Source organism: Streptomyces sp. PH9007, assembly GCF_059813725.1.
The window spans coordinates 4,346,341-4,362,268 of the sequence record NZ_CM187440.1; the positions used below are offsets into that span (position 1 = coordinate 4,346,341).

15 protein-coding genes are annotated in these 15,928 nt (G+C 72.6%); 7 read left to right on the forward strand and 8 right to left on the reverse strand.

Annotation, left to right across the window (positions count from 1 at the left end):
- Positions 1-6: 6 nt before the first annotated feature.
- On the reverse strand, positions 7-258 hold the full coding sequence (locus ACTFAP_RS20130) for a DUF397 domain-containing protein (protein WP_500467036.1): 252 nt from the start codon (positions 256-258) through the stop codon (positions 7-9).
- Entirely contained in the window at positions 255-1,085 is an 831-nt protein-coding gene (locus ACTFAP_RS20135; protein WP_500467037.1) for a helix-turn-helix domain-containing protein, read from the reverse strand. Before ACTFAP_RS20135 ends, ACTFAP_RS20130 begins: the two co-directional genes overlap by 4 nt.
- A 112-nt stretch (positions 1,086-1,197) precedes the next feature.
- On the opposite strand from ACTFAP_RS20135, the gene ACTFAP_RS20140 reads away from it, so the two are divergent.
- Entirely contained in the window at positions 1,198-1,677 is a 480-nt protein-coding gene (locus tag ACTFAP_RS20140; protein WP_500467038.1) for an ATP-binding protein, read from the forward strand.
- 19 nt (positions 1,678-1,696) lie between these two features.
- On the opposite strand, the gene ACTFAP_RS20145 is transcribed toward ACTFAP_RS20140, so the two are convergent.
- Positions 1,697-3,682, reverse strand: a complete 1,986-nt coding sequence (locus ACTFAP_RS20145) for a bifunctional serine/threonine-protein kinase/glutamate ABC transporter substrate-binding protein (RefSeq protein ID WP_500467039.1) — start codon at positions 3,680-3,682, stop codon at positions 1,697-1,699.
- 111 nt (positions 3,683-3,793) lie between these two features.
- Here ACTFAP_RS20145 and ACTFAP_RS20150 point away from each other — a divergent pair, with 111 nt between their 5' ends.
- On the forward strand, positions 3,794-4,450 hold the full coding sequence (locus tag ACTFAP_RS20150) for a class I SAM-dependent methyltransferase (protein WP_500467040.1): 657 nt from the start codon (positions 3,794-3,796) through the stop codon (positions 4,448-4,450).
- On the opposite strand, the gene ACTFAP_RS20155 is transcribed toward ACTFAP_RS20150, so the two are convergent.
- The 3 genes from ACTFAP_RS20155 to ACTFAP_RS20165 are packed head-to-tail and all read right to left on the reverse strand — an operon-like array spanning position 4,437 to position 5,829.
- Complete coding sequence (locus ACTFAP_RS20155) at positions 4,437-5,093, reverse strand: GNAT family N-acetyltransferase (protein ID WP_390117142.1); 657 nt, start codon at positions 5,091-5,093, stop codon at positions 4,437-4,439. The two genes, ACTFAP_RS20150 and ACTFAP_RS20155, sit on opposite strands and share 14 nt — an antisense overlap.
- A 41-nt stretch (positions 5,094-5,134) precedes the next feature.
- Positions 5,135-5,668 (reverse strand): AAA family ATPase, encoded by a 534-nt coding sequence (locus tag ACTFAP_RS20160; protein ID WP_500467041.1) that lies wholly within the window; start codon positions 5,666-5,668, stop codon positions 5,135-5,137.
- A gap of 11 nt (positions 5,669-5,679) precedes the next feature.
- Positions 5,680-5,829 carry a hypothetical protein gene (locus tag ACTFAP_RS20165; RefSeq protein WP_390117138.1) on the reverse strand — a complete coding sequence of 50 codons (150 nt, stop codon included), beginning with the start codon at positions 5,827-5,829 and terminating at the stop codon, positions 5,680-5,682.
- 72 nt (positions 5,830-5,901) lie between these two features.
- Here ACTFAP_RS20165 and ACTFAP_RS20170 point away from each other — a divergent pair, with 72 nt between their 5' ends.
- A complete protein-coding gene (locus tag ACTFAP_RS20170; protein ID WP_495681800.1) occupies positions 5,902-6,486 on the forward strand; it encodes a CGNR zinc finger domain-containing protein in 585 nt (194 codons plus the stop codon).
- Here ACTFAP_RS20170 and ACTFAP_RS20175 read toward each other — a convergent pair.
- Positions 6,466-7,620, reverse strand: a complete 1,155-nt coding sequence (locus ACTFAP_RS20175) for a hypothetical protein (protein ID WP_495684986.1) — start codon at positions 7,618-7,620, stop codon at positions 6,466-6,468. The genes ACTFAP_RS20170 and ACTFAP_RS20175 overlap by 21 nt on opposite strands.
- A 213-nt stretch (positions 7,621-7,833) precedes the next feature.
- Positions 7,834-8,997 carry a peptidoglycan recognition protein family protein gene (locus ACTFAP_RS20180; RefSeq protein ID WP_500467042.1) on the reverse strand — a complete coding sequence of 388 codons (1,164 nt, stop codon included), beginning with the start codon at positions 8,995-8,997 and terminating at the stop codon, positions 7,834-7,836.
- 196 nt (positions 8,998-9,193) lie between these two features.
- Between ACTFAP_RS20180 and ACTFAP_RS20185 the strand changes: the two genes are divergently transcribed.
- The 4 genes from ACTFAP_RS20185 to ACTFAP_RS20200 all read left to right on the forward strand — a co-directional run bounded on the left by ACTFAP_RS20185 (position 9,194) and on the right by ACTFAP_RS20200 (position 15,586).
- The gene (locus ACTFAP_RS20185; RefSeq protein WP_495681802.1) at positions 9,194-10,624 is read left to right on the forward strand and encodes an MFS transporter; all 1,431 of its coding nucleotides are present in this window, start codon (positions 9,194-9,196) and stop codon (positions 10,622-10,624) included.
- Positions 10,625-10,736: 112 nt separating this feature from the next.
- Entirely contained in the window at positions 10,737-11,885 is a 1,149-nt protein-coding gene (locus tag ACTFAP_RS20190; protein ID WP_495681803.1) for a uroporphyrinogen-III synthase, read from the forward strand.
- 310 nt (positions 11,886-12,195) lie between these two features.
- Positions 12,196-13,164, forward strand: a complete 969-nt coding sequence (locus ACTFAP_RS20195) for a CehA/McbA family metallohydrolase (RefSeq protein ID WP_500467043.1) — start codon at positions 12,196-12,198, stop codon at positions 13,162-13,164.
- Between the two features lie 91 nt (positions 13,165-13,255).
- Complete coding sequence (locus ACTFAP_RS20200; protein WP_500467044.1) at positions 13,256-15,586, forward strand: HelD family protein; 2,331 nt, start codon at positions 13,256-13,258, stop codon at positions 15,584-15,586.
- Positions 15,587-15,928 lie beyond the last annotated feature (342 nt).

Genomic DNA, 15,928 nt, shown 5'->3' on the forward strand with positions numbered 1-15,928 from the left:
TCGGCTTCAGTCGCTGATGAGCGCTACGGATGCGGTGAAGTGCGACCATGAGTCCGGACTTACGGTGAGGATGGGGCCAGTGAGGTTCTTGGAATCACGGATGTGCACGGTGTCGCCCGGGCAGCGGGCCACCTCGACGCAGGCGCCGCCCTCGGTGTTGCTGTAGCTGGACTTCTGCCAATCGAGGGCGACTTCGAGGCAGTCGCCGCCGTTGTCACCGCTGTAGCTGCTCTTGAACCAGGTCAGTGTGGTGTTCATGATTCTCCTCGCAACCGGTCCAACAGGCGCTTGCTCTCCTCCGGGTTGAGAGCCTGCGATCGCAGCATTGCATATTTCTGCGACAGGATGCTCACCTCGTATGGATCTTGGAAGAGCTGGCTGCCGCGCTGTGTCTCGGTGTAGCCGAGGTGCTGGTGTTCGGGGGTCTCCACCAGGATGAATGGACCGTTCAGACCGGCGTGATGCTCCCGGCCGAGCGGCATGATCTGGATCGCGACCCCGGGGAGATCGGCACACTCCCGCAGATGGCGCAGCAGGTCGTGGTGCACCTCATCACCGCCGATCCGGTCCCTCAGGACTGCTTCCGAGATGATGAAGCTGGCGTACAGCGGATTCTTCTTGCGGCGCAGCACTGCTTGCCGTTGCAACCGGGCGGCCACGTTGGTCTCGATCTCCTCCTCGGTGAACGTGGGGAGAGCGTTGCGGAAGATCGCCCGCGCATAGCCCTCGGTCTGGAGCAGCCCGGGGAGGATCTGGTTCTCGTACCAGGAGAGTGCGATCGCCTCCTGCTCGTGGGCCATGTACTCCTGTACCCAGATCGGAAACTTCACCTCCTCCGGCAGGTTGTCCACCATCACCCAGAGCACCCCCTTGGTCTCCAGGACATCGTCCAGCCGCTCCGCCAGGTGCGGAAGAAGGGGCCTTCTTCCCTGTTCGATGGAGGCGATGGTTTCCTGGGCCACGCACGCCAGCTCCGCGAGGGCGCTCTGTGAGAGGCCGGCGTGCGTGCGCAGGCGGCTGAGGACGGCGCCGACCGTCTTCATCGTCGTGGTGTTCTTCTTGCGCTGACTGCTCCTCGGGGCCATGTGATCCCACTCCCCATCGGGTTCCGTACGTGACCGAAATCCGTCCGTACGCTCAAGCCGTACGGCTTCACGCACTGTTGGAGCTTACGCACGCAACGCCACCGTTGGGGGCGTGGACGAGGACTTTCATCAGATCTGTGTACGCGAGCGGTTCTTCCGGCGCGACAAGCGCAACGTCTTCGCGGCTCGTCGGTTTGTCCGAAAAGCATTGAACGACTGGCGGATCGAGCAGCGGGCCGACGAGGTACTGGTGTGTGTGAGCGAGTTGGCGACGAACGCGATCACGCACGGCGTGCCGCCGGGCCGTGGCTTCTCCCTCCATCTCTGGCTCACCACCGACGCCGTCCTGCGCCTGGAGGTGCACGACAGCGGTGACGGGCGGCCACGGCTGCGCGACCTGGACGAGGGCGGGGAGACCGGGCGCGGGCTGTGGCTGGTGGAGGCGCTGTCGGACTGCTGGGGCGTGGGGACCCGGGACCCCGGCAAGGTGGTGTGGTGCGAGTTCGTCCTCGATTCGGACGCCGTCCGCGCCGCCCGGCTCGCCCCGCCCCCCGGCTGGCGTCTGGGCGGCGGCGAGCCGACGGTGCCGTGACGGGTGGTCCTCCGGAGTGCTAACCGTCCTCGCACCGCTCCAGGTCCTGGAGGGACGGGCTGTCGCGGGATTCGCCGCCCAGGAGGTCCTGCAACTCTTCCCGGTAGAGCTGCTGCCAGCGCCCGTCCCGGACCACGTCGCGGATCACCCCGCACACCGTGTCGCGCAGCGCGCCCTCGTCGGACTGGAGGCCGACGCCGTAGCGCTCCGTGGTGAAGGAGCGCGGGAGCATCTCCAGTTCGTCCGGATGCTGGGCCTGGAACCCGGCCAGGATCAGATCGTCCGTGATCACCGCGTCGTAGGTGCGGTCCAGGAGCAGGTTCACGCACGTGTCGTAGTCCGACCGGGTGTCCACCACGAACCTCCCCGGCCAGTCCTGTTCCAGGGCGCCCACCGATGTCGAGTTGTCGCCCGTGCACACCCGGGTGCCCTGCGGGAAGTCCGCAGGACCCGAGACGTCCTCGTACACGCCCTGCCGCATCAGCATCGTCTGGCCGGTGATGAAGTACGGCCCGGCGAACGTGACGCCCTCCTCCTGGCGTTCGGGTGTGATGCTGTACGTGGCGACGACCAGGTCCAGCTGCCGCTGGTCCAGCAGCTTCTCCCGGTTCACGCTCGACACCGGCACGAACTGCACCTCGGTGTCCGGGTCGAAGCCCAGGTCCGTGGCGATCAGTTTGGCGAACTCGATGTCGAAGCCGCGCCATTCACCGTCGACCAGCTCGCTCATGCCGGGCTGCCCCGACTTCACGCCGATCCGCAGCAGGCCCCGGGCCTCCGCGCCCTGGATGGTGGGGGAGCTGCGGGACAGATCGCCGCCGCCCCCGGGCCCCCACAGCAGCCAGCCGCCGCCCGCGAGCAGCGCGAGGACCAGGGCGATCGCCGCGCCCGGCCCCCACCGGCGGCGGCCGGGGTCCCGGAACGGCGGGAGTTCCCGTGGCGGCTCCTTCGGCGGTTCGGGGATCGCCGGCGGCTCCTCGCGGGCGATCCGGCGCAGCCCGTCCTCCAACTCCTGCGCCGAGATCCGGTGCCGGGGCAGCTTGCGCAGCAGGCCCTCGATCAGCGGTGCGAGCGGACCCGCGTACCGCATGGGCGGGGTGGGGGAGTTGAGCGCCGCCTGCTGGATCTCCAGGGCGTCCAGGCCGTTGAACGGCGGTCGGCCCTCCACCATTTCGTACAGCGTGACGCCCAGCGACCACAGGTCGGACGCCGGCGAGGCCCTGCGTTCGGGCCCCGGCGAGAAGTGGCCCAGTTCGGGGGCGAGATAGCGCGGCGTGCCGATGACCGAGTGCGAGCGGGTGACCTGGGCCGCGCCCTCGAAGGTGGCGATGCCGAAGTCCATCAGCAGGGCCTTGCCGCCCCGCCGGAAGAGGATGTTGTGCGGTTTGACGTCGCGGTGCAGTACCTCGGCCGCGTGCACGGCGCGCAGGCCGCGCAGCACCTGGAGCGCGATCCGGGCCGCCCGCTGCACCGGGAGGCGGCCCTCCTCGCGCAGGATGTCGGCGAGCGAGCGGGCGTCGAGCAGTTCCATGACGATCCACACCTCGCCCTCGGCGCCGGTGCCGTCCTCCGCCTCCACCATCTCGGCCGCGCCCTCGATGATGTCGTGGACGGCGATGACGTTCTGGTGGCCGATGCGGGCGATGGCCTGGGCCTCGCGGCGGGCGCGTTTGACCAGTTCGGCCTGGGTGGACGGGTCGATGCCGCCGCGCAGCAGCACGCCCTTGACCGCGACCGGGCGGCCCAGCCGGGTGTCCATGGCCTCCCACACCACGCCCATTCCGCCGCGGCCGAGCTGTCGGCGCAGCTGGTAGCGGCCGGCGATCACCGGGTACGGGCCGGGCGGCGGCATGGGCTGGGTGACGGTGGTGGGGGTCTCGACGGGTTCCGTCCGGTCCGGCTGTGTTCTGCTGGGCAGCTTGTACGTGTCGGGGTCGGGCTCGTGGCGCAGCCGTCTGGTCTCCTCGGCGTCGCCGTTTGCCGCCCCCGTTTCGTTGCCGTGCATGGGCCCCCACTCAATGAACGGTCAGTCCTGATCGTCAGGTTAGACACTCATCCGCAAAACATCAGGACCTCTTCCGGTAACGCCTCGCCCGGACGCGTAAAGTCCGCGGCCATGGCCACCTCCGAAGAAGCCACCGCCGCCGCCACCCGGGACGCCTACGGGGCGATGTCCGGCCGCTACCTGGAGTTCGTCCGGGAGCAGTTCCCACGGCAGGCGTACGACCTCGCCCTGCTCTCCGTCTTCGCCGATCTCGTCCGGGACACCGGTCCGGTGGCCGACATCGGGTGTGGGCCGGGCCATGTGACGGCGCATCTGGACCGGCTCGGCGTCCGCGCCTTCGGCATCGACCTCACCCCGGAGTTCACCGGGCTGGCCCGTGCCGCCTACCCGGGGCTGAGGTTCGAGACCGGCACCATGCTGGACCTGCGCCCTTACGTCCCCCGGGGAGGTTCGCTGGCGGGGGTGCTGGGCTGGTACTCGCTCATCCACCTCCCGCCCGCGCAGGTGCCGCTCGCGCTGGCCGAGTTCCACCGGGTGCTGGCCCCGGGCGGGCACCTGCTGCTCGGCTTCCAGTCCACGGCGGCCGGAGCCGCGCGGGAACCGGTGCCGTTCGACCACAAGGTGACGCCCGGCTGGCTGTGGCCGGTGGACACCTTCGCGGACGCGCTGACCGCCGCCGGGTTCACCGTCAGCCTGCGTTCGCTGCGCGAGCCGGGCCCCGACTACCACCGCCACCAGGGCTATCTGCTGGCGGTCAGGGAAGGCTGAGGCCGAACAGCTCACGGCACGCGTCCGTGAGGCCGTGCACCGTCACCGGGACCGTACGGTGCGCCTGCCAGTCGGCGCGGTCCACCCGCAACCTCTGGAGGGTACGCGGGCGGCCCTGCACGGACGCGGTGGTGATGCCGTCGTCGCGGTAGCCGAGCCGGCGCGAGACGCCGAGCGAGCGCGGGTTGTCGGTCATCGCCGCGGAGGTCATCGAGCGCGCGCCCAGACCTTCGAAGGCCAGGTGCAGCGCCGCCGCCCGCATCTCGGTGCCCAGGCCCCGGCCCTGGTGCGGCAGGCCCAGCCAGGAGCCGGTCTCGGCCTCGCCGGTCACCGCGAAGTCGGTGGCCATGAGGTCCTGGCGGCCGATGACGCGGCCCTCGTGCCGTACCGCCAGGCTCAGCGCCCACGCCTCCGGGCGCCAGGCGGCGACGGTGCCCAGCAGATGCTGGAAGGTGGCACGCGCCCGCTGGTCCGGGGCGGCGTCGCTCCAGGGGAAGCTGAACGGCATGGCGCCGTCCTCGTGCACCCCGTTCCCGGCCACGGCCGCGAGCTCGGCCAGCTCCTCCAGGCCGGGCAGGCGCAGCTCAAGTCGGGGGGTGGTCAGGCGCAGGCCGTACAGCGGCCAGATCTCGTGCGGTTCCATCGCGCGATGCTGCCGGAGGCGGGGCCCGCGCGTCGAACGTTTTAGAGCCGTCCGGCGATGGTGCGCGCGACCTGCGCCGGGGGCGTGTGGGTGGTGTCCAGGACGTGCGCCTCGGTCCGCAGCCAGGGCAGGGCCGCCGTGTACCGCTCGATGTGGGCGAGCCGCCACCGCCTGACCTCGGGGGTGCTGGTCTCCGGGTCGGTGTCGGTGGTGATCCGGTGGGCGAGCGTGCCGGGGTCGGTGTGCAGGACGAAGTGGTGCACGGGGACGGCGGGTTCGGTGGCGAAGCCGTCCGCCAGCTCGTCCCAGTACGCCCGGGTCAGCACCGTCTGCGGGATGATCAGCGGCCCGCCGCCGGTGAAGCCGAGCAGCTCCCGGGCGGTCGCCACGACCAGCGACCGCCACGGGTGCCACTCCTGGAAGTTCTGTGCCGGGTGCCGGCCCGCCAGGACACCTCGCAGCAGGTAGCCGACCTGCTCGGCGTCGAAGACGTACGACCCCGGGAGCAGGCCGGCCAGATGCCGGGTGGTGGTGGTCTTGCCGGCCCCGAAGGTGCCGTTCAGCCAGACGATCATGCCGCCCCAGGTTACGCGGGGCGCCGCCGCCGCTGGGCGGGCTGATGGCCGTGCCGGATCGCGTTGCCGGCGTCGATGCCGTACGCCGCGTCCGCGCCGACCCGGCGCAGCCAGCGCCAGCCGTGCCGTATCCGTGCCTGTGCCCGTGTCGAGGTCCGCATGGGAAACCGCCACCTCCGCGTTAAGGTGTATAGAGGAGTTACAGCGGTTACCGTACCAGGACGAGGTAAGGCATGAAAGTCTCTTTTTCCGATTACGCTGCGGGGGCGGGACTCGCCACCGACCTCGTCAACACCTCGCCCCTGGTGTGGAAGAGCGCCGGCGAGATGCTCGGCGACCCCGCCGGGCTGGCCGACTTCCTCAACGAACACGGCATCGACCACCCCACCCCCACCCCCGCCGACCTCCGCCAGGTCCACCACCTGCGCGACGACCTGCGCGCCGTCCTGGAGGCCGGCACCGAGGACGCGACCGCCGCCGGTGCCAACGCCCTGCTCACCCGCGCCACCACTGCCCCCGTACTGGAACGCGACGCCGACCGGGAGTGGCAGTGGTACGTGGCCACCGACCCCGCCACCCCCCTCGCCGACCGGCTCGCCGTGCTCACCGGCACCGGCCTGCTCGGCACCCTGCGCACCCTGGGACACACCCGCTTCCGGCCCTGCGCCTCGCCCACCTGCGACGGCCTGTTCGTGGACACCAGCCGGGCCGGACGGCGCCGCTACTGCATGCCGGACCTGTGCGGCAACCGCGCCAACGTCGCCCGGCACCGCGCCCGCAGCCGGCGGAAGGCCGAATCAGCCCGCGGCCACCGGTGAGAACGGCGGCCGGTCGCGCTCCGCGCCCGCCGAACGCCCGGTCCAGCGGTACTTCTCGGCGAAGCCCTCCTGCCGGGCCACCCCGTCCGGGCCGACCACCCGGACGCTGTCGGCCACGTAGTACGTGCCGTCCCCCAGCGCCTCGAAGCCGTACTGGCCGTGGAAGTCGAAGCCGTCACTCACCTTCAGCAGTTCACCGCGCTCACGCTCGGGCTGCCCCTTGATCTCCCCGCGCACCGGCCGCGCCGTGCCGTCGATCACGAAGAACGAGTAGTTCGGGAAACCGGCCTTCGCCCCCTCGTACACCGCCAGGAACCAGTCGCCGGTGTAGGGGTCGTACTCCAGGTTCTGCACCCCGTACCGGGTGTTGCCGGTGTACGCGAAGAACTTGCCGTCCGTACGGGAGGGGCCGCTGTGGTGCGGGGCCGCCTGCGACAGCGGGCGCTCGTACCGCCACCAGTTCCGCACGTCGTACTCCAGGATCACCTGGTGGTCGTTGTCGGTCCGCTCCGTGTTCGAGTAGACCCCGTACGCCACCTTCAGGGTGTCCCGGCCCTGCCCGGACCGCTTGCCGAACCCCGGCCCGAACGCCACCCCGTCGATGCCGCTGCACCCGTACCGGTGGTCCGCGGTGTCACCCGTGTCACCGTCGAAATGGCCGTCCCCGTCCATGTCGGCGGTGAAGTCCTCGACCACCTCGGGCAGATACACGGCCGTCATCACGCCGTCCCGCTCGGCGTTCATGCCGATGCGGTCGACCTTGCGCACGTCGAAGATGGCGATGTAGAACGCCTCTTCCGCCTTGTACTCCAGCGAGCCGTAGACCCGGCCGTCCCGGGGGTTCAGGTCGAGATCCCCGAGGTGCCCGGTCAGTCCCTCCACCGTGCCGATGACGTTGCCGCGCAGATCCGTCTTCACCAGCATCTGGGTGAAGGACCAGTACATGAAGCCCTTCTCCCGGTCCAGCGCCACTCCCTGGAGGTGGGAGGTGGGCCAGGCACCGCCGTTGATCTCGTTCGGGAGCGCGGGCAGCGGCGGCCTGCCCCGATCCTCCTCGGCCACCGCCGCCACCGCCGGTGTGACGGTGGTGAACAGCAGCCCGGACAGTACGGCAAGGACGGCGAGCTTTCGCATCATGGGGGCCTCCTCGGACACGTTGTACCGCGACATCCCGATCCTGGGGAGCGGGGATGAACACGGCGCGCCGGGGCAGCCGGCCCCCGGCGACGCCCGCGTGAACACGCGACGGCGGCACGCGGGCGTCACCGGAGTACGGGGGCCGTACGGGCCTCACGGGGTGTACGGGACGTACGGGGGCCGCGGCCGGGCCCTGCTCGCGGGCGGCGGTCAGCGCTGCGAGGCCACCGCCTCGCGCAGCGCCGCCAGCTCCGCGTACATCACCTCACCGGGGCAGTCCGTCTCCAGCCAGTCACGGTGCCCGCTGATCTCCGCCACGTCCTTCTCGACGCCGTTGACCGGGTTCACGTAGGTGACATCCGCCAGCGGGTCACGGCCGTGCAGCCGGAACGCGGTGCGCACCAGGCGGGTGAGGGAGGCGCGGGCCGCGTCCGTCGGGCCACGCTCCGTCAGATCGCCGAGCAGCGCGATGCCCAGGTTCCCGGAGTTGAAGCCGCCCACGTGGAAGGCGGTCACGAGGTCGCCGTCCTCGTTGTGCGCCGGGAGGCCGCCCTCGCCCGAGTAACGGCCCTCGTAGATCCGGCCCTCCTCGTCGATGAGGAAGTGGTAGCCGATGTCGCCCCAGTCGTTGGTGATCGCGTGGAACTCGTAGATCCCGCGCACCGTGGCCGCCGGGTCCGGGTCGTCGTTCGGCGTGACGGTGTGATGCACCGTCAGCGTCTGGAACGCGTAGAACTCGGTGGGGGTGTTCTCGCTGCCGTCCGGCAGGAAACGCAGCGACTCGTCCGCGCCCCAGGCCGCCCGGGAGAGGTACTCCACGCCGCGTACCCGGGTCGGGTCGGTGGGCACCGGGATCTCGTGGCGCGGGCCGCGCGAGGTGTCCAGGGCGACCGACAACAGGTCGTTGGCCCCTTCCGGCGCCCGCAGTTCGTACCCGGTGGCCTGCCGGGCGGCCACCAGCAGCCGGCCGCCGTTGCTGTCGGAGCAGCCGCCACCGCTCAGCGGCGTCCACGCGCCGGCCTCGTCACCGTCCGCGCCGGTGAACCGGATGCCGCCGCCGGTGGCGTCGCGGGTGCCGGCCCAGGCGACACCGACGAAGCCGATCGGGAAGGCGGTGCGCACCGCCTCCTCGCCGGTGGCCGCCGCGCTGCGGGTCTTCGGGAACGACTGCGGCGTCGTACCGGCCGGTGCCGCGTCACCGGCGGTGCCGCCGCCGTCACCGTCACCGGAGCCGCCCGTCGCCGCGATGACCGCAGGGGTCACGACGGCGCCCGCCGCCACCGCGCCGGCGGTGCCGATCAGCGCCCGGCGGGTGACCCGCGAAGCGGGCCGGTGGGAGGTGGGGGGTGTGGGGGATGTGGGGGATTCGGGCATGTAAAGGTCCTTGTCGCCTTGTGCAGTTCGGGAGTTCGGACCCCTCCATGCTTAGCAGACCGGCGGGCCGGGGCCGCTCACCGGGCCCGTGGGCCCGCCGTGAGTGCACGGTTGCCTGCGTGACATCTGAGGCAATCGCCGCTGACATCCGGCCTGTCTAGCGTGCCCGTGCAGACACACCCCCGAGGGAGGCGCCATGACAGGACCAGCACCACAGGCGGGAACCGGGCCGGCCCCGGCCACCGGAGCCCGCACCCGACGCCCCGGCGGGCGCTGGATCCAGGAGTGGGACCCCGAGGACGAGCGGTTCTGGGCCGAGAAGGGCGAACGCATCGCCCGCCGGAACCTCGCCTTCTCCATCCTCTCCGAGCACATCGGCTTCTCCATCTGGACCCTGTGGTCGGTCCTGGTGCTCTTCATGGGCCCGGAGTACGGCATCGACGCGGCCGGCAAGTTCTTCCTCGTCTCGGTCGCCACCCTCGTCGGCGCGATCGTCCGCGTCCCCTACACCTTCGCCGTCGCCCGGTTCGGGGGCCGCAACTGGACCGTGGTCTCCGCCGCGATGCTGCTGCTGCCCACGGCCGCCGCCTGGATCGTGATGGAACCGGGCACCTCGTACACCACCTTCCTGCTGGTCGCCGTCCTCACCGGCGTCGGCGGCGGCAACTTCGCCTCCTCCATGACCAACATCAACTCCTTCTTCCCGCTGAGGAAGAAGGGCTGGGCGCTCGGCCTCAACGCCGGCGGCGGCAACATCGGCGTGCCCGTCATCCAGCTCGCAGGCCTGCTGGTCATCGCCACCGCCGGGGACGGCAGCCCGCGCGTCCTGCTCGCCGTCTACGCCCCGCTCATCGTGCTCGCCGCCGTCCTCGCCTGGCGCCACATGGACAACCTGGAGAGCGTCAGCAACGACACCGGCGCCGCGCGCGAATCGGTGCGCGACGGCCACACCTGGATCATGTCGTTCCTGTACATCGGCACCTTCGGCTCGTTCATCGGCTACAGCTTCGCCTTCGGCCTCGTGCTCCAGAACCAGTTCGACCGCACCCCGCTCCAGGCCGCCTCCATCACCTTCCTCGGCCCGCTGCTCGGCTCGCTCATCCGGCCCGTCGGCGGCGCGCTCGCGGACCGGTTCGGCGGGGCGCGCATCACCCTGTACACCTTCTGCGGCATGGCGGCGGCCACCGGCGTGGTGATCCTGGCCTCGCAACAGGAGTCGCTGCCCGTCTTCCTGATCGGCTTCATCGCCCTGTTCGTGCTCACCGGCCTCGGCAACGGCTCGACGTACAAGATGATCCCCGGCATCTACCACGCCAAGGCGCACGCGCTCGGCCTCAGCGGCGAGGCCGCGGCGGCCTACGGGCGGCGGCTGTCCGGCGCGGCCATCGGGCTGATCGGGGCGGTGGGCGCGCTCGGCGGCCTCGGCATCAACCTCGCTTTCCGCCAGTCCTTCCTGTCCACCGGCACCGGCACCGCCGCCTTCGTGTCCTTCCTCGCCTTCTACGTGGCATGCTGCGTGGTCACCTGGGCCGTATACCTGCGCGGCACGGGCACCGGCCGCCCGCAGGACGGCGGGACGGCCGACGCCGCCGGACAGCGCGCACAACCCGCGTACGCGGGCGTGTGACGGCGGCCCGCGGCGTTACACCCGGGAAACATGACGGGAGCGGCCCTGTCACCGGCCGTTGACAGGCTGGTCCGCCAGGCTCGACACCCTCTTGCCCCTTGGGAACCACCAGATGCAGCGAGACCCCCAGCCGATCGACCCCCTGGCCGGATTCACGGTCGGGGTGACCGCCGCACGACGGGCGGAGGAACTGATCGCCCTGCTGCGGCGGCGCGGCGCCGAGGTGGTGCACGCCCCGGCGCTGCGGATCGTCCCGCTCTCCGACGACGACGAACTGCTGCACGCCACCCGGGAGCTGACCACCCACCCGCCGGACGTGGTGATCGCCACCACCGCGATCGGCTTCCGGGGGTGGGTGGAGGCCGCCGAGGGCTGGGGCGTCGGGCAGGAACTCCTCGCCACCCTGGGACGCTCCGAGGTGCTGGCACGCGGCCCCAAGGTGCGCGGCGCCATCCGGGCGGCCGGGCTCACCGAGGAGTGGTCGCCGGCTTCCGAGTCGATGGCCGAGGTCCTCGCGCGGCTGCTGGACGGCGGCGTCGAGGGCCGCCGCATCGCGCTCCAGCTGCACGGCGAGCCGCTGCCCGGCTTCATCGAGGCGCTGCGCGAGGCCGGCGCCCAGGTGGTGGAGGTCCCCGTCTACCGCTGGATGCCGCCGCAGGACATCGGCCCCGTGGACCGGCTCATCGACGTGACCCTGGCGGGCGGCCTGGACGCCCTGACCTTCACCAGCGCCCCGGCGGCGGCCTCCCTGCTGCGCCGGGCGGAGGAACGCGGGCTGCTGGACCCCCTGCTGGAGTCCCTGCGCCGGGGCGTGCTGGCGGCCTGCGTGGGCCCGGTCACCGCACTGCCGCTGACAGCACGGGACGTACCGGTACGGCACCCCGAACGCTTCCGGTTGGGGCCCCTGGTGCAGCTGCTGTGCACCGAACTCCCCGCCCGCGCGCGGGCGCTGCCGGTGGCCGGGCGGCGGATGGAGGTACGCGGCCACGCGGCGGTGATCGACGGCGAACTGCGGCCGGTGCCGCCCGCCGGGATGGCGCTGCTGCGGGCCCTGGCCAAGCGCCCCGGCTGGGTGGTGCCGCGCGGTGAACTGCTGCGGGCGCTGCCGGGCGCGGGCCGCGACGAGCACGCGGTGGAGACGGCGATGGCCCGGCTGCGCACCGCGCTCGGCGCCCCGACGATCATTCAGACGGTGGTCAAGCGTGGCTACCGGCTGGCGCTGGACCCTACGGCGGGGGACGGCGACAAGTACGCGCCGTAACGGGCGCCCCGGACAACGGCCGCGGCCGGTCGCCGCGTCCTCCGTGCCGCCCGGCCCGGGCGGGCCGCGGTCTCCGGCACCGGCTTCGCTCACCGTGCGCGCCGTTCTCCGATGCGACGCATCTGCCGGTGCCCAGGTCAGAAGGCGGCCGAGGGCGCGATCCACCCGGCCCCGGCGCGGCCCGGCACACCGAACCGTCCGCCCCGCATCCCGCCATGTTTGCCCGGGCGCCGGCCGAGGCCATCACCATGGCAGGGCGGCGCAGCGTGGCACGGTGCGCGTCGGCGGCACGAGGGACGCGGGAGGGACCATGGGGCACCGCTGGTACCGGGGCGACTGCCATGTCCACTCGGTGCATTCGGACGGCACGCTGACCCCCCGGCGGCTGCTGGCCGTCGCCCGCGCCGCCGGACTCGACTTCCTGGCGAGCACCGACCACAACACCGCCGACGCGCACGGCGCCTGGCCGCGTACGACCGGCGACCCGCTGGTGATCCCGGGCGAGGAGGTCACCACCGCCACCGGCCACTGGCTGGCGCTCGGCCTGCCGCCCGGCCGGCTCATCGACTGGCGCTACGGCGTGCGCGACGCGCGCCTGCACCGGCACCTGGACGAGGTGCACGCCGCCGGCGGTCTGTGCGTGGCCGCCCACCCCCACGCGCCGTACCCCTCCGGCACGTTCATGTACCCCTACGAGGGCTTCGACGCGGTCGAGGTGTGGAACGGGCCGTGGACCTCGCGGGTGCCGTGGCAGGCCGACAACGAGGCGGCGCTGGCCGAATGGGGCCGGGGGCTGGCGGCCGGCGTGCACAGCGGCCGGTGGCGGCCCGCGCTGGGCGGCAGCGACACCCACCTGGAGGGGCAGCTCGGCATCCCGCACACCGTCGTACGCGCCGGGGGGCCCAGCCAGGCCGCGCTGCTGGCCGGGCTGCGCGCCGGGCACAGCTGGATCGCCGCCTCCACGGCGGTCACGCTGGACTTCTCGGCCGCGGCGGGGGCCGGGGCCGCGGCACGCCGCGCCGGCCCCGGCGACCGGCTGACGGCGGCCGTCGACGAGCCGTGCCTGGTCAGGGCGGCGATCCACGGCGTGCCGCACGCGACGGTCACCTTCCACACCGAGCTGGGCGCCGCGCACCGTGCCACGCTGCCCGCCTCGGGGAGGGGCACCGTCGAATGGCGCACCGGGCCACGGGAGTCGGGCTTCGTGCGGGTCGAGGTCCGCGACGCGGACGGCGGGATGGCGGCGCTGAGCAATCCGGTGCTTCTGGGGGCGGCCTGAGACAGGCCCGCCGCGGGCTTCGCGTACCGTAGTGCGCCGTTCTTCAGTGCAGTGCATATGCCAGTGCGCAGGTCAGAAGGGGGCCGAGGTCGTGGACGTACGGGAACGGGAGGTCCTTGGCGAGCAACGGCACCTCGACACCGTGTACGGGCGGCTCGAGGAGAAAATCCACGAGGCCGAGTTCCTGATGGCGGATGCCGCCAAGCGCGTGCAGGTCGGCACCCCGGGCGCGCTGGCCGAGCGGGACGCTCAGGTCTTCCAGGCCGGGGTGCACCTGTCCCGGCTGAACAACGAGTTCGAGGACTTCCTCTTCGGCCGCATCGACCTGCTCGCGGGACAGGACGGCCGGCGCGGCCCGGACGGGGCGCTGACCTCGGTGGACCCCGCCGAGGACGCCGTCCGCCCGGGCCCCGACGGTGAGCCGGCCGCCGAGATCGCCGAGACCCTGCACATCGGACGGCTGGGCGTGCTCGACGCCGAGTACGTCCCGCTGGTCATCGACTGGCGCGCCCCCGCCGCCGCCCCGTTCTACCGCGCCACCCCGGTCGCCCCCGGCCGTGTCGTGCGGCGCCGCGTCATCCGCAGCAAGGGCCGCCGCGTCCTGGGCGTCGAGGACGACCTGCTCCGCCCCGAGCTGCGCGCCACCCTGGCCGGCGAGGAGCTGCCGGTGGTCGGCGACGGTGCGCTGATGGCGGCCCTGGGGCGCACCAGGGGCCACCGGATGACCGACATCGTGGCCTCCATCCAGGCCGAGCAGGACGAGGTGATCCGCGCCCCCGCCGTCTCCGTCACCGAGGTGACCGGCGGCCCGGGCACCGGCAAGACCGCCGTCGCCCTGCACCGCGCCGCCTACCTGCTGTACCAGGACCGGCGCCGCTACGCGGGCGGCATCCTGATCGTCTCGCCGACCCCGCTGCTGGTCTCGTACACCGAGGGCGTGCTGCCGGCGCTCGGCGAGGAGGGCCAGGTCGTCATCCGGGCGCTGGGCTCGCTGGTGGAGGGCGTGGAGGCGCAGGCGTACGACGAGCCGCCCGTCGCCCGGATCAAGGGCTCCGCCGCCATGGCGCGTGTGCTGTCCCGCGCGGCGCGCGGCGCCGTGGACGCGCCCCAGGCGCCCGAGCGGCTCCGCGTCGTCGCCTTCAACGCCCGCGTCGAACTCGACGCCGCCGACCTCGACCGCGTACGGCAGCAGACCCTCGGCGGCACCGCCCCCGTCAACCTGCTCCGGCCCCGCGCCCGCCGCCTCCTGCTGGACGCCCTGTGGCACAAGTCGGGCGGCGCCGCCCGCCGCTACGGCGACGCCGAACTCGCCCAGGAGGCCCGCGACGGCTTCAACGAGGACATCTCCACCGAGGACGCCTTCACCGACTTCCTCGACGCCTGGTGGCCCGAGGTCACCCCGCTCCGGGTGCTGCGCGCCATGGCGGACGAATCCCGGCTCGGCCGCTGGGCACGCCGCCTGCTGCGCCCGCGTGAGGTGCGCCAGCTGGCCCGCTCGCTGCGCCGCGTCACCCCGGACGGCGGCGGGCTCTCCGTCCACGACATCGCGCTGCTGGACGAGCTGCGGCAGCTGCTGGGCACCCCCTCGCGGCCCAGGGAACGGGAGCGGCGCGAGGCCGACCCGCTGGACCTGCTCACCGGCCTGGAGGAGCTGAGCACGTACGCCGACCGGCTCGGCCCCTCACGCCGGGAGCGGCGCGAGCGCCGCGAGCAGGAGGGGGAGCGCGCCGACTACGCGCACATCATCGTGGACGAGGCGCAGGACCTCACCCCGATGCAGTGGCGGATGGTGGGCCGCAGGGGCCGCCAGGCGACGTGGACGATCGTCGGCGACCCGGCGCAGAGCTCGTGGTCGGCGCCCGAGGAGGCGGCGGCCGAGAAGGACGGCGCGCTGGGCACCCGCCCGCGCCGCCGCTTCGAGCTGACCGTGAACTACCGCAACCCGGCCGAGATCGCCCAGGTCGCCGACCGGGTGCTGGCGCTGGCCATGCCGGGCACGGTGCCGCCGCGCGCGGTGCGCGCCACCGGGGTGCGCCCGGTGTACGAGGTGGCGGTGGGCCCGGACGGCGCGCCGGAGCGCAGCCCGGGCGAGGCAGCCGTGCGGGCGGCGGCCGAGCGGCTGCTGGCCGAGGTGGAGGGCACCGTCGGCGTGGTGGTGGCGATGGGCCGCCGCGCGCAGGTGCGCGGCTGGCTGGCGGGCGCGGGGGAGCGGCTGCTGGTGCTCGGCTCCCTGGAGGCCAAGGGCCTGGAGTACGACGCCACGCTGGTGGTGAGCCCGGCGGAGATCGCGGACGAGTCCCCGGCGGGGCTGCGGGTGCTGTACGTGGCGCTCACCCGGGCGACGCAGCGGCTGACCGTCCTGGCGGGCGCGGCCGATGACCCCGACGGGCGCGGGGTGCCCGATCTGCTCAGGGAGACCTGACAGGCATATGCGCCGCGCGTATGAGGTAGAACGAGGAACGAGCGATTCGGCGGCGGAACGCTCTAGTTGTGTTCTGCTGTGGTTTGTTACGCTTTAGGTGGCACCGGCCCGATCCATGCCCCCGGGCCCAACCATTGTCGCTACGAGCGACCACTTGCCGCGAGGCGAGCTGGCGGGTCGGTGTCAAGACTTTTCTCACACTCTCTCCTTCACCCCGGTGCCGTACGCACCCCTTGCGTTGTTACGGTCATATAGGTCGATGCCCCTGGGTTACCGGCTACTCCACGGTAGGTGCGACCATTCGGGGGCACGCGTGAAGGTGAAAGTGAAGGAAGTCGGCTC